This window comes from Pantoea sp. B550 (assembly GCF_024158165.1).
Taxonomy (GTDB): Bacteria; Pseudomonadota; Gammaproteobacteria; order Enterobacterales; family Enterobacteriaceae; genus Pantoea; species Pantoea alfalfae.
In genome coordinates this window covers 3,033,949-3,047,490 of sequence record NZ_JAMYXI010000003.1, presented here as the reverse complement: position 1 = coordinate 3,047,490, position 13,542 = coordinate 3,033,949, and the positions used below count along the sequence as shown (strand labels likewise).

Here is a 13,542-nt window from a genome sequence, read left to right as displayed (position 1 = left end):
ACATCAGACATGACAAGTAGCGGATGAAATTACAAAGCAACGCCTTTCGCGATTACAGCGCCGAACAGAAACTCTTTGTCCGTCGGGCGTTCATCGCCTTCGTCGGTATCTTACTGCTCTCTTCAATCCTGGTGGTTAACCTATACCACCTGCAGATTCTTCGCTTCGATGATTACAGCACCCGCTCCAATCAGAACCGCATTAAACTGGTGCCTGTCGCACCCAGCCGCGGCATTATTTACGATCGCACCGGCACGCCGCTCGCACTGAACCGCACCATCTATCAGGCAGAACTGGTGCCGGAGAAAGTCGATAACCTGCAGCAGACGCTGGAAAACTTACGCCCGGTGCTTGAGCTGACGGACGAAGACCTGGAAAACTTCCAGAAAGAGCGAAAACGCTCGCGTCGCTTTACCTCCATTCCGGTTAAAACCGGTCTGAATGAAGTTCAGGTGGCACGCTTTGCGGTCAATCAGTACCGCTTTCCCGGCGTGGAAGTTAAAGGTTATCAGCGCCGCTACTACCCCTACGGTGCCACGCTAACGCATGTGGTCGGTTACGTCTCAAAAATTAACGATCGTGACGTTGCACGCCTCGACAAAGAAGGCATATGGCCTAACTACGCCGCGACGCACGATATCGGCAAGCTGGGCATCGAAGCGTATTACGAAAGTCTGCTGCATGGCAAAACGGGCTTTGAAGAGGTTGAGGTCAACAACCGTGGCCGTGTCATTCGCCAGCTGCATGAGGAGTCACCTCAGGCAGGCCGTGATATCTATCTGACTATCGATCTCAAACTGCAGCAGTATGTCGAGACCCTGCTGGCGGGCAGTCGCGCCGCTGTTGTCGTCAGCGATCCGCGCACCGGCGAAATTCTCGCCATGGTCTCCACACCCAGTTACGATGCAAACTTATTTGTCGACGGTATTTCCAGCAAGGATTATCGCGGCCTGCTGGAAGATGAAAATCGCCCTCTCTATAACCGTGCAATTCAGGCGGCTTATCCACCGGCCTCGACGGTTAAACCCTATGTAGCAGTTTCTGCGCTGAGTGCTGGCGTGATTAACCGTAATACCAGCCTGTTTGATCCTGGCTGGTGGCAGCTTCCCGGTTCAGAGAAGCGCTTCCGCGACTGGAAAAAGTGGGGTCATGGTCGTCTTAACGTTACCAAAGCGCTGGAGGAGTCTGCCGATACCTTCTTCTATCAGGTCGCCTACGACATGGGTATTGACCGCCTGTCAGAATGGATGAATAAATTTGGTTACGGCAGCCGTACCGGCATTGACTTACCGCAGGAGAGCGCCGGTAACATGCCGACCCGCGAGTGGAAGCAGAAGCGCTTTAAAAAGCCGTGGTATCAGGGTGACACCATTCCGGTGGGAATCGGCCAGGGTTACTGGACGGCGACCCCGCTTCAGATGAACAAAGCGATGATGATTCTGATCAACGATGGCGTCGTCAAGGTGCCACACATGCTGCGCGCCACCCGCGAAGGCCGAACTCTGGTGCCCTATCGCCAGCCGCCTGGGGCCCCGATTGGTGATATCCATTCCGGCTACTGGGAAATCGCCAAAGATGGCATGTACGGCGTGGCGAATCGCCCCAACGGCACCGCGCACAAAAGCTTTGCTGATGCCCCTTATAAAATCGCCGCCAAATCCGGTACGGCACAGGTTTTTGGCCTGAAAGAGAACGAAACCTATAACGCCCATAGAATTGCTGAACGATTACGCGACCATAAATTAATGACCGCGTTTGCCCCTTATGACAAACCTCGGGTGGCTGTGACCATCATTCTGGAGAACGGTGGCGCCGGTCCGGCTGTCGGCACCGTGATGCGCCAGATTCTGGATCACATTATGTTGGGTGATAACAATACAGTTCTGCCGGACGCCGCCCCTGTGCCGCCCGGTTATGAAGGTGAATAAACATGTCGATGCAAGATAGTCCGCAGAAACGATCGATCTGGATGCGCATCCACATCGATCCGATGTTTATGCTGATCATTCTCGCGCTGCTGACTTACAGCGCCGTGGTGATCTGGAGTGCCAGCGGACAGGATCCCGGCATGATGGAGCGTAAACTCGGTCAGATCGCGATGGGTCTGGTCATCATGATTGTGCTGGCGCAGGTGCCGCCGCGCGTTTATGAAGGCTGGGCACCCTATCTCTATATTGTCTGCGTCATTCTGCTGGTGGCGGTGGATGCTTTTGGTCAGATCAGTAAAGGCGCACAGCGCTGGCTCGATCTTGGCTTTGTTCGCTTTCAGCCTTCTGAGATTGCCAAAATCGCGGTGCCACTGATGGTGGCGCGCTTTATTAATCGCGATGTCTGTCCGCCGACGCTGAAAAATACCGGTATTGCACTGATTCTGATCTTCCTGCCTACCCTGCTGGTGGCCGCACAGCCCGATCTCGGCACCTCGATTCTGATTGCCGCCTCAGGCCTGTTTGTGCTGTTCCTCTCAGGGATGAGCTGGAAACTGATTAGCGTGGCGGTACTGTTGGTCGCCGCGTTTATCCCGATTCTGTGGTTCTTCCTGATGCACGACTATCAGCGTGACCGCGTCATGATGCTGCTCGACCCGGAAACGGATCCGCTGGGCGCGGGTTATCACATTATCCAGTCGAAAATCGCCATCGGGTCGGGCGGACTGCGCGGCAAGGGCTGGCTGCAGGGCACCCAGTCTCAGCTGGAGTTTTTGCCGGAACGTCATACTGACTTTATCTTCGCGGTTCTGGCCGAAGAGTTAGGGCTGGTCGGCGTACTGCTGCTGCTGGCCCTCTATCTTCTGCTGATCATGCGGGGACTGGTGGTAGCAGCCCGCGCGCAGACCACCTTTGGCCGCGTCATGGCGGGCGGTTTAATGCTGATTTTATTCGTTTATGTTTTCGTTAACATTGGCATGGTTAGTGGTATCTTACCGGTAGTTGGCGTGCCGCTGCCGCTGGTCAGTTATGGCGGCTCCGCGCTTATCGTGCTTATGGCGGGATTCGGCATTGTGATGTCGATCCACACTCACCGAAAAATGTTATCTAAAAGTGTCTAAGAGGCTGCAGATGCGTAAGGAATGGCTTGGCGTTGCACTGGCATCACTGGTTCTGGCGGCCTGTACCACGCCCGAACCCCAAAATACGGCGCCGCCGCAACCGGCTTACAATGGGCCGGTAGTAGAGATTCCAGGCGTTGAGCCTCGTTATGAGCCGATCAATCCGGGCACCAGCCAGGATTACAGCGTTAACGGCAAAAACTATCGCATCATCAAAGATCCGTCGAACTACAGCGAAGTCGGCCTGGCCACCTGGTACGGCGAAGAGGCGCAGGGCAACCGCACCGCTACCGGCGAAGCCTACGATCCCGATGCGCTGACGGCCGCCCACCCTACTCTGCCGCTCCCGAGCTATGTGCGCGTAACCAATATCGCGAACGGTCGTCAGATTGTGGTGCGCGTTAACGATCGCGGCCCTTACACGCCAGGACGCATTATCGACCTGTCGCGGGCAGCCGGTGACCGACTGAACATTTCCAATAATTCACGGGTGCGGGTCGACTATATCAAGGTGGCTCCCGACGGTACGCTCTCTGGCCCAGGCACCATCGGAACTGTGGTAGCCAAACAGAGCTACTCACTGCCTGCCCGTCCGGACCTGAGTGGGGGCGCGGTGATGAATGGCGGCAGCGCCGCAAACGCTGAACCCCCTGCCCAAAACGTAGAAGCCATCAGTAACAGCACGCTGCAGGGCGGTGACAACATGGGCGCGCCGGTACAGAGCAGCGGCTTTCTTGGCGCACCTCAGCCATTAGCGAACGGCGTGCTGGAAGGTAATGAACCATCCACCACGGTGCCCGTCACTGCACCGGTCGCCAGCAGCGCTACTCCGGTCGCCGCCAGCGCCGCGCCGGCAGCCAGCAGTGGTGCCGCAGCCGGCTATGTCGTGCAGGTTGGTGCACTGAATGACCCGGCGCGTGCTCAGCAGATGATGAAAAGCCTGAGCCAGCGTTATGGTGTGCCCGGCAAGGTCGAAGACGCGGGCAACAACGTTTATCGCGTTCAGCTCGGCGGTTACAGCTCCCGTGCCGAAGCGGCTGCGCTGCAACAGCGCCTGAGCAGTGAAGGCCAGACAGCCTCATTTATTACTAATACGCGTCGCTGATCGGTTTCTCGGACAGCGACACGTTACGTCTGCTAACAACCCAATCATCACGCCCGGTGCCAGACTCACTGGCATTGGGTATGATGAGTGACATTTTTAACCTCAAACTCACGGATGTTGTAGTCCTACACATGAACACGCTGAAATCATCTCGTTTGCTGAAACGCCTGACAGTGGGATCACTGATCGCTTTCTCTCTCAGCCATGCTGCTATTGCTGATGACGTCAATCTCAAGACCATGATTCCGGGCGTGCCGGACATTGATGCCGAAGCGTATGTCCTTATCGACTACAACTCGGGTAAAGTGCTGGCAGAGAAAAACGCCGATGCACGCCGCGATCCTGCCAGTCTGACCAAGATGATGACCAGCTATGTCATTGGTCAGGCCGTGAAAGCGGGCAAAATTCATCAGGACGATATGGTCACTGTGGGTCCGGATGCCTGGGCGACCGGCAACCCGGTGTTCAAAGGTTCCTCCCTGATGTTCCTGAAGCCAGGCGACCGCGTACCGGTCTCTCAGCTGACTCGTGGAATTGTACTGCAGTCGGGTAATGACGCCTGTGTTGCGATGGCTGACTATGTCGCCGGCAGCCAGGATGCGTTCGTTAATCTGATGAACAACTACGTCAAAGCGATTGGCCTGCAGAATACCCATTTCGGGACAGTGCATGGCCTGGACGCTGAAGGTCAGTACAGCTCCGCGCGCGACATGGCGTTGATCGGTCAGGCGCTGATCCGCGACGTGCCGGAAGAGTACGCTGTCTATAAAGAGAAAGAGTTCACCTTCAACAACATCCGTCAGATGAACCGTAACGGTCTGCTGTGGGATACCAACCTGAATGTGGACGGTATTAAAACCGGCCACACTAACTCTGCCGGTTACAACCTGGTGGCGTCCGCGACTGAAGGCCAGATGCGCCTGATTTCTGCCGTCATGGGCGGTCATACCTTTAAAGGCCGTGAAACCGAGAGCAAAAAACTGCTCACCTGGGGCTTCCGTTTCTTTGAAACCGTTGCGCCACTGAAAGCGGGTAAAGAGTTCGCCTCTGAGCCGGTCTGGTTCGGTGATAATGACCGTGTGCAGCTGGGCGTGGAAAAAGATGCTTACCTGACCATTCCACGTGGCCGTATGAAAGATCTGAAAGCCAGCTATGTGCTGACCAACACGGAACTGCATGCCCCACTGAAGAAAAACCAGGTTGTCGGCAGCATCAACTTCCAGCTGGATGGCAAGACTATCGAACAGCGTCCACTGGTGGTGCTGAACGAAATCTCAGAGGGTGGTTTCTTTGGCCGTATCGTGGATTACATCAAACTGATGTTCCATCACTGGTTTGGTTAAGCGTAAAGGGTGATTGAAAAATCACCCTTTCGTCCCCATTACCAGATATTATGATGCTCCCGCTCAGGCGGGAGCCTGTTTTTTATGCACCGGAGTTAATATGAAAACCAAACTGAATGAGCTGCTCGAATTTCCTACCCCGTTTACCTACAAAGTAATGGGTCTGGCGCAACCGGAGCTGGTTGATCAAGTGGTTGAAGTGGTGCAACGTCATGCGCCCGGCGATTACAGCCCTGAAGTTAAGCCGAGCAGCAAAGGCAACTATCACTCCGTAAACATCACTATCAACGCCACTCACATCGAGCAGGTCGAACGCCTGTACGAAGAGCTGGGCCAGATCGAAATTGTGCGGATGGTACTGTAATTTACGGGTCGGCAAGGCGCCTCTGCCTGACGGTTTGCCGACGTTATCCTCAGCGTTTTTCCTTTAGCGGGCTATCGCTTTGTCAGTTGAAACCCTCTTTGTCCGTCAGTCCGGTCTGCGTGACTGGCAACCTGTCTCCGACGCCATGCACCAGTATACTGACCAGCGCGACGACCAGAGTCGTGATGAAATCTGGCTGGTCGAACATCCTCCGGTCTTTACTCAGGGTCAGGCGGGAAAAGCAGAACATCTTCTGATGCCAGGCGATATTCCTGTGGTGCAGAGCGATCGTGGCGGTCAGGTCACCTATCACGGGCCGGGACAACAGGTCATGTATGTCCTGATTGATGTAAAACGCCGTAAGCTCGGCGTGCGCCAGCTGGTGACTATTCTGGAAGAGACGGTGATCGCCACTCTGGCAGAGTTCGGCGTCAGCGCCCGCGCCCGCGCAGATGCACCCGGCGTCTATGTCGGTGAAGAGAAGATCTGCTCGCTGGGATTACGCATTCGCAAAGGCTGCTCGTTTCACGGCCTGGCGCTGAATGTTGCCATGGATTTATCTCCTTTTCTGCGCATCAACCCCTGTGGTTATGCCGGGATGAGCATGACCCAGTTGAAACATTTTCAGCCCGACGTGACCACAGAGCAGGTGCGTTCCCCACTGGTCAGTGCGTTTGCGCGGCTGGCAGGTTATGAAAATGTTGAATGGATCGCAGGCGAACTCCCTGTTAAGCCTTAACGCAGAATGCGAATTTACAAATATGTAACGTATCCGCGCTGACTATGGCTGCTTCGCAGGCGATGTGATGATATAATTTTTGCACTTTTTTCAAATAAAGTTGAAAGCCCCCTTCCCGGTTTGAGTGGGAACGCTTTCAAATCGCAATCCGACCGGAACCTGCTGATTTATGAGTAAACCAATTCAGATGGAACGCGGCGTCAAATATCGTGACGCAGACAAAATGGCGCTGATCCCGGTAAAAACCGTGGCTGTTGAACGGCAGGAGATGTTGCGTAAGCCGGAATGGATGAAAATCAAGCTGCCAGCCGACTCCAGTCGTATTCAGGGCATCAAAGCCGCGATGCGCAAAAACGGCCTGCACTCGGTCTGTGAAGAGGCGTCCTGCCCTAACCTGGCCGAATGCTTTAACCACGGCACCGCCACCTTTATGATTCTTGGCGCAATCTGCACCCGTCGTTGTCCGTTCTGCGATGTGGCTCATGGCCGTCCTAATGCGCCTGATGCCAACGAACCCGCAAAACTGGCACAGACGATTGCCGATATGGGCCTGCGCTACGTGGTGATCACCTCGGTGGACCGCGATGATTTGCGTGATGGCGGCGCTCAGCACTTTGCCGACTGCATCAGCGCGATTCGTGAAAAAAATCCTACCATTAAAATTGAAACGCTGGTGCCGGACTTCCGTGGCCGTATGGATCGTGCGCTGGAGATTCTCACCGCGACGCCACCAGATGTGTTTAACCACAACCTGGAAAACGTACCGCGCGTCTACCGTCAGGTGCGTCCAGGCGCGAACTACGAGTGGTCACTGAAGCTGCTGGAGCGTTTTAAAGAAGCTCATCCTGATGTTCCGACCAAATCGGGTCTGATGGTGGGCCTGGGTGAAACCAATGCCGAAATCGTTGAGGTAATGCGCGATCTGCGTCGCCACGGCGTCACCATGCTGACGCTGGGACAGTATCTGCAGCCGAGCCGCCATCACCTGCCGGTTCAGCGCTACGTCAGCCCGGCCGAATTCGATGAGATGAAAGCAGAAGCGATGGCGATGGGCTTTACCCATGCCGCGTGCGGTCCGTTTGTCCGCTCCTCCTATCATGCGGATATGCAGGCTAAAGGCGAAGAAGTGAAATAAGTAGCCTTTGCGGTCAGAAGAGTGAAAACAAAAAACCAGACTGGAAACAGCCTGGTTTTTTTAGGTGTGCCTGAAATAAAAAGTAACAGTTATTTGCAGCAAATAACCGATTAATCTTTATGAACGACGCGTTCTGCTGGCACGTCTTCTGCCGTCGTTCGGGTTGCGCTGGTATCTTCATCTTTCATGGCTTTTTTGAAGCCTTTGATTGCAGAGCCCAGATCGCCGCCCAGTGAGCGCAACTTGTTGGTACCAAAAAGCAGTACGATAAGCGCACCGATAATCAGCAGCTTGGCAATACTGATACCTTCCATATTTAACCTTTCGACTTTATTGAATCACGGTGACTGTTATTTACGCGCAGTTTGCCTGTGACGACAACTGGAATCTGTAACAGAGTAAGATCTTTGCTGTAGCGAATATGTGGTGTTTCCCGGTTCAGGCAATCACTTCAGCTCAGGCCGTTCAAAACGCCGGTTTTCAAGAACCGGTAATACCCGGCGGGCATAGGCAATACGCTCAGGATCAAGATCGGCAAACAGCAGTGCCGGAGACTCAGCCGCATTTGCCACCGCCACGCCCAGTGGATCGACGACCAGACTATTACCAATATTGCGTGGACCACACTCAGCTACCGCCACCATATAACAGGTGTTCTCCAGCGCACGGGCACGGGTCAACAGCTCCCAGTGCATCTCTTTAAGCGGACCTTTTACCCATGCAGCAGGGAGCACCAGCACTTGCGCACCATCCAGCGCCAGCCGACGCGCCAGTTCCGGGAAGCGCAGGTCATAGCAGGTCATCAATCCGACTGTCATTCCCGCGACGTCAATCAGCGGCGGAATGATGTGGCCCGGATCGACCCGCTGTGACTCCTGCATCGCAAAGGCATCGTACAGATGCAGCTTTTCATAGGCGGCGATGATTTTACCCTTACGAATAGCCACCAGCACGTTGAGCGCTTTATGCTGCCCGGTGGGAACATGAACGCTCATTATGGTAGTCAGCGCATTGTGTTCACTGGCGGCCAGCAACTGGCTGAGGAAAGGGCCATCCAGTGGCTGCGCCGCCTTCACCACTAAATCGGGATCGGCATTATCGCGCGCCAGCACCGCTTCCGGCAGCACCAGCAAATCGGCGCCGCCTTCTGCCGCCCGCTGCATTAAGTCCAGACAGGTATCAGCGTTCTCCTGCCATTCACGGCTCACTGCAAATTGCCCTAACGCCACTTTCATCATTGTTCTTCTCCTGCAGCGCCGGCAATATTACTCCCGGCGTCAGTTATCGGTGGATCAGCCCCTGCTGATAGTGCCCGTATTCGGCGTGAGCCATCATCTTCTCATTGGCGCTAAAACCATTGTGCTGCCAGCAAAGCAGACATTCCTGCGTCATGCACCGCAAATCCTTAGCCAGCCACGGCAACGTATCGTCCTTATTCATGTATGCTCGCCCCCCCAGCTTAATAGTGCTGGCGGCCTGTGTATGGCTTTACCTTCGACAGCGTGCCACCGGTTTGCAGAGGCCTGCTGTCCGCCAGAGAGCGAACCCTCACGGCAACCGTTTCTGCTGTCCGGTTGCCACCGTGAAAGCAGAAAGTGCTGACAGGCACAGGATGCAGCGATCAGTCATCATTTCTGTCGCCAGCCTCAGGAAGGCACTGTGGAAAAATATCGCCGACGTGCGGGTCGTCACTCTGGTCGGGAAGTTAACCCACTTGCAGATCTTTGATGAGATAACAGGGTGACTCAGTATAGCCTTCGCGAGCGTAGAACTGATTCGCCTTAAGACGTGACTGATGGCAATGAACTTCCATACGGTCGCAGCCATGACGCGCAGCCAGCGTTTCAGCGTGCTGAAGCAGCTGCTGGCCGACGCCTTTACTGCGCTCACCTTCTGCAATGCAGAAATAGCTGATGCGGGCGAAATCGCCGGCCAGGGCAAGCTGAGGGATAAAATGGAGGGAAAGAAAACCCAGCACCTGGCTGCCATGTTCAGCCACCAGCAATACTTCACTGGGATCGCTGCATAACTGTGCCAGGCGCTGTTCAATAAAGCTTTCGGTACCGCCGTAGCCTAACTCGCTTAACAGGGCACTCAACGCAAAACTGTCTTTTAACTCCGCCTGACGTATCTTCATCCTGCCTCCTCACTCACCAGATTCTGTCGCTCAGTTATATAGCGTCACACGCTAAAAAGCTGTATGCCGGGTTGTTATGAATATGTTACGAGGATTTATTGTGAGCCGCCGCGCAGTTTGTGCGGCCTCAGGGACGATACAGAGGGTACGATGAAGAGGATGAAGTGCAGATGACAGGCATAAAAAAACCCGCCATAAGGCGGGTTTTTAGAATTCTGACTGTTAACTTACAGACTGATAACGTTAGCAGCAGATGGGCCTTTAGCACCGTCGGTGATTTCAAACTCTACGCGCTGACCTTCAGCCAGAGTTTTGAAGCCGTTGCTCTGGATTGCAGAGAAATGTACGAATACATCTTTGCTGCCATCTTCAGGAGTAATGAAACCGAATCCTTTAGATTCATTAAACCACTTAACGTTACCTTTGATCTTAGACATCTATATTACCTTTACATGAAAAATGGACACTAAACTGTGTCGCTGTCTAGTACAGCAATTGTGGAGGGATTTGTCCAGCATGATTTGATGAAAAAGTGATAAATATCGACTTTCTGTGCATCCATCACACTTTCCTGCTTTTCAACTTGTGAAACCCGCCTGAACGGGTAACGCGGATGAGGCTGTTCCCACACGCTAACCCGCTGGAAAGGCATATCTTTTTTATTTCATACAGATATGCCATTCACGTTAAAAAGAAAAATCTCATTAAGAGTTGCACCTGCTTTTCCTGACACTTTAGCTGGCAAAACAGCACTATTTTCCACTTTTATCAGGCATGTAAAAAACCTGAAACACGCATGTTTTTTCAGGCGTTACCGGGCACCGCTGTAATTCTGACCTTTTAATGATCACAACAGCGCATTTTTTCCGCACCCCGAAGCCGGTTTTTTCGGGAAAATTTAATTCTGAGCGCTGTTCAGCCCAGTCAGAGCAGGCTATTCGCGGATAAGTCAGACAAAAAACCATAAACATTGAGCAGGATCAATGAACTGCCTTTTAGAGAATAAATTCGCATTTGGCAACAAACAATTAACCTGATAAGCCACTACTTTCCTCACTGCAGGCTGGAATAATATTGCGCTGCAATAGATAAATTTTTCTTAAGATGTCAGGGACGGGCATGGGTGAATGCTCAGTGAAATGGAGGATAAACCTAAGATGGTGATGAAAATACGCTGTACCCAGTGTGGAAGCGCCAGGTTCATATTTACTGATTACAGAGAAGGTGATCGCAACTTTCATGGTGCCTGCTGCGCAAGCTGTAAAAAGCCGCTGGGGTCGCAGGATCTGCTGCCCAATACGCCGATAGATCCCATTACGCACTATCTGCTGGCCAGCCAGAAAACAGCGCGGGCACCTGATTAGGTGCCCGCTGTCGCTGAAGCTTTAAAAAAATATGACATCAGAAAATCAGTTTGAACACCCCTGTCAGGGTCAGCAAGCCCACGACGAATATGATCGCGATAATCCACAGAATAATTTTCATTTCCTTTTCCCCTCACTGATTAAACATTTTTCCTGTAAGCAGTATAGACAGAAAAATATGTCATGCTGCTTCACTCAGGGTTCAACTGCTCATAAGTTCAGCAGATTTCGCTTTTATTTATGTTCTGAGATAACGATCGCAACACCACTTTTTACCGGCCCTCTTTCTTCGTTTTACAGACTACTCCTGGCTAAAATTCAGGCGGTAAGGCATGCCTTAGTAGTGATGAGATTGAAAATGAGTCGCGAGGAGATCTTATGAGCACGATTAATACCAGCATGGGCCGCTACAGCCTCAAGGCAAAAAACAGCGGTAACCACATCAAAGGTTCTTTCGCCATCAACGATGAAGGCGGCACGCAGCTCTCTATGCAGGAGTTTGACGAGCACTATCTTGATGATGTGGTAAACAACGTTATCTATCCGGTCACCGGCGGCAACCGTGAAATTGCGCGTGCGCTGCGGGAACAGATGGTCAAAGCCGGATTTGAACCGCCTCATTAAGGGGCCAGATTTACACGGTTGCAGACCTGTGGGCCGCGCTTTGCGGCCCTTTTTATCGTCGTGGTTATGGGCTGTGAATAAATGGCCAACGATGCCGTCCGCGATAAACAAGCAAACGGGCTGGAGAGAAGCAAAAGCGGAGTGCCGCTGGCAGGCCTGCCAGCGGCCAGAGGTTAAATCGCCCAGGAGAGCAGCAGGCAACCTACCAGACCACAGACCGAAATAATGGTCTCCAGTGCCGACCAGGAGCGAATGGTTTCGCCAATCGTCAGGTTGAAATACTCTTTGAACAGCCAGAAGCCAGGGTCATTAACGTGTGAGAAGATCACGCTGCCGGACCCCACAGCGATCACCATCAGTTCCGGGCTGGCACCACTTGTGACAATCAACGGTGCCACGATGCCACCAGCGGTAATCGCCGCTACCGTGGCAGACCCCAGGGCAATACGCAGCACGGCAGCAATCGACCAGGCCATAAAGATGGGTGAGAGCTGGGTAGAGTGCATCATGCTGGCGATATATTTATCCACGCCGCTGTCCACCAGCACCTGTTTGAAAGCACCGCCACCGCCAATGATCAGCAGCATCATGGCAATGATTTTAATCGAGTCGGTCAGGGTGTCCATCACCTGTTCCATCGTACGACCGCGATTCAGACCAAAGGTGAAGATCGCAATCAGCACCGCAATCAGCGTTGCCATTACCGGGTCACCAAAGAACTCCGCATAGGGCAGCAGTACGTGCCCTTTAGGCAACAGCATCTCCGCCACGGCACGCAGCGCCATCAGCACCACCGGAACCAAGGCCGTCCAGACGCTAACGCCAAAGCTGGGCATTTCCGCTTCGGTAAAGGTTTTCGGGTTGTAAAGCCCCTGCGGAATCGGTTTGTCGATATTCTTCAGGAAACGGGCATAAACCGGACCTGCCAGAATCACCGTAGGGATACCCAGCAGCGTACCGAACAGCAGCGTTTTACCCATGTCAGCATTAAACAGCGTGGCAATAGCCGTCGGGCCGGGGTGTGGCGGAAGAAAACCGTGCGTCACTGAAAGAGCCGCCGCCATCGGTACCCCGACATAGAGAAGCGGTACACGCGCAGACGCCGCCACGCTGAACACCAGCGGCAGCATCAGGACAAAGCCAACTTCGTAGAACAGCGCGAAGCCGACGATAAAACCGGTCAGCACCAGCGCCCACTGAATATGCTTAGTGCCGAATTTTTCAATCAGAGTGGTGGCAATACGCTGCGCGCCGCCGCAATCGGCCAGCAACTTACCGAGCATGGCACCAAAGCCCATGATCAGCGCGAGGCTGCCAAGCGTGCCACCCACGCCCGCCTTGATTGAGGTAATGACTTTATTAACCGGCATGCCCTGCATCACACCGACCGCCAGCGCCACCAGGATCAGCGCGATAAATCCATTAAGCTTAAAGCGAATCATCAGCAGCAGCAGTAACGCGACGCCGATCGCCACATAGAGTAATGGCATAGGTTTTCTCCACCTTGCACACTGAAGGGTATTCAGTGTCGGTTTATTATCATGATCCCCTGAGGGCTACAAAACAGTGCGCTGTAAGATGCTTACACATCCCGACAAACGCTGTTACCGATAACATGTTAAGGGTAACATCCGCAGGAAAGCACCACCCTGCCGACGGTGAATTTCTGTTTTGCGAAGATG

General features: G+C 53.5%; 14 protein-coding genes. 8 read left to right on the top strand and 6 right to left on the bottom strand.

Annotated elements, in window-relative coordinates; translation table 11 throughout:
* Positions 1-23: 23 nt before the first annotated feature.
* The 7 genes from mrdA (at position 24) to lipA (ending at position 7,735) form a co-directional block, all read left to right on the top strand.
* Complete coding sequence (mrdA, locus tag NIM72_RS17200) at positions 24-1,928, top strand: peptidoglycan DD-transpeptidase MrdA (RefSeq protein ID WP_161732077.1); 1,905 nt, start codon at positions 24-26, stop codon at positions 1,926-1,928.
* Between the two features lie 8 nt (positions 1,929-1,936).
* Entirely contained in the window at positions 1,937-3,049 is a 1,113-nt protein-coding gene (gene mrdB / locus NIM72_RS17195; RefSeq protein ID WP_033743010.1) for a peptidoglycan glycosyltransferase MrdB, read from the top strand.
* Between the two features lie 10 nt (positions 3,050-3,059).
* Positions 3,060-4,154: an endolytic peptidoglycan transglycosylase RlpA gene (gene rlpA, locus NIM72_RS17190; RefSeq protein ID WP_253421294.1), complete on the top strand. Its 1,095-nt coding sequence runs from the start codon at positions 3,060-3,062 to the stop codon at positions 4,152-4,154.
* Positions 4,155-4,285: 131 nt separating this feature from the next.
* Positions 4,286-5,497, top strand: a complete 1,212-nt coding sequence (dacA, locus tag NIM72_RS17185) for a D-alanyl-D-alanine carboxypeptidase DacA (RefSeq protein WP_033732040.1) — start codon at positions 4,286-4,288, stop codon at positions 5,495-5,497.
* A 100-nt stretch (positions 5,498-5,597) separates the two neighbouring features.
* Positions 5,598-5,861 carry a DUF493 family protein YbeD gene (gene ybeD / locus NIM72_RS17180; RefSeq protein WP_013357093.1) on the top strand — a complete coding sequence of 88 codons (264 nt, stop codon included), beginning with the start codon at positions 5,598-5,600 and terminating at the stop codon, positions 5,859-5,861.
* 79 nt (positions 5,862-5,940) lie between these two features.
* On the top strand, positions 5,941-6,600 hold the full coding sequence (gene lipB / locus NIM72_RS17175; RefSeq protein ID WP_161732073.1) for a lipoyl(octanoyl) transferase LipB: 660 nt from the start codon (positions 5,941-5,943) through the stop codon (positions 6,598-6,600).
* Positions 6,601-6,769: 169 nt separating this feature from the next.
* The gene (lipA, locus tag NIM72_RS17170; RefSeq protein ID WP_161732071.1) at positions 6,770-7,735 is read left to right on the top strand and encodes a lipoyl synthase; all 966 of its coding nucleotides are present in this window, start codon (positions 6,770-6,772) and stop codon (positions 7,733-7,735) included.
* A gap of 110 nt (positions 7,736-7,845) precedes the next feature.
* Here the strand turns inward: lipA and tatE are convergent, their stop codons facing one another.
* The 5 genes from tatE to cspE form a co-directional block, all read right to left on the bottom strand.
* Positions 7,846-8,049, bottom strand: a complete 204-nt coding sequence (gene tatE, locus NIM72_RS17165; protein WP_003854033.1) for a twin-arginine translocase subunit TatE — start codon at positions 8,047-8,049, stop codon at positions 7,846-7,848.
* A gap of 132 nt (positions 8,050-8,181) precedes the next feature.
* Positions 8,182-8,970, bottom strand: coding sequence for a deaminated glutathione amidase (locus tag NIM72_RS17160; RefSeq protein WP_253422122.1), 789 nt, complete (start codon positions 8,968-8,970; stop codon positions 8,182-8,184).
* A 46-nt stretch (positions 8,971-9,016) separates the two neighbouring features.
* Complete coding sequence (locus NIM72_RS17155) at positions 9,017-9,175, bottom strand: hypothetical protein (RefSeq protein ID WP_161732069.1); 159 nt, start codon at positions 9,173-9,175, stop codon at positions 9,017-9,019.
* Between the two features lie 265 nt (positions 9,176-9,440).
* A complete protein-coding gene (locus NIM72_RS17150) occupies positions 9,441-9,872 on the bottom strand; it encodes a GNAT family N-acetyltransferase (protein ID WP_161732067.1) in 432 nt (143 codons plus the stop codon).
* Positions 9,873-10,099: 227 nt separating this feature from the next.
* Positions 10,100-10,309, bottom strand: coding sequence for a transcription antiterminator/RNA stability regulator CspE (cspE, locus tag NIM72_RS17145; RefSeq protein ID WP_006118399.1), 210 nt, complete (start codon positions 10,307-10,309; stop codon positions 10,100-10,102).
* 1,305 nt (positions 10,310-11,614) lie between these two features.
* On the opposite strand from cspE, the gene NIM72_RS17140 reads away from it, so the two are divergent.
* Positions 11,615-11,860 carry a hypothetical protein gene (locus tag NIM72_RS17140; RefSeq protein WP_013357084.1) on the top strand — a complete coding sequence of 82 codons (246 nt, stop codon included), beginning with the start codon at positions 11,615-11,617 and terminating at the stop codon, positions 11,858-11,860.
* A gap of 173 nt (positions 11,861-12,033) precedes the next feature.
* Here the strand turns inward: NIM72_RS17140 and gntT are convergent, their stop codons facing one another.
* Positions 12,034-13,350 carry a gluconate transporter gene (gene gntT, locus NIM72_RS17135; protein ID WP_013357083.1) on the bottom strand — a complete coding sequence of 439 codons (1,317 nt, stop codon included), beginning with the start codon at positions 13,348-13,350 and terminating at the stop codon, positions 12,034-12,036.
* Positions 13,351-13,542: the final 192 nt, after the last annotated feature.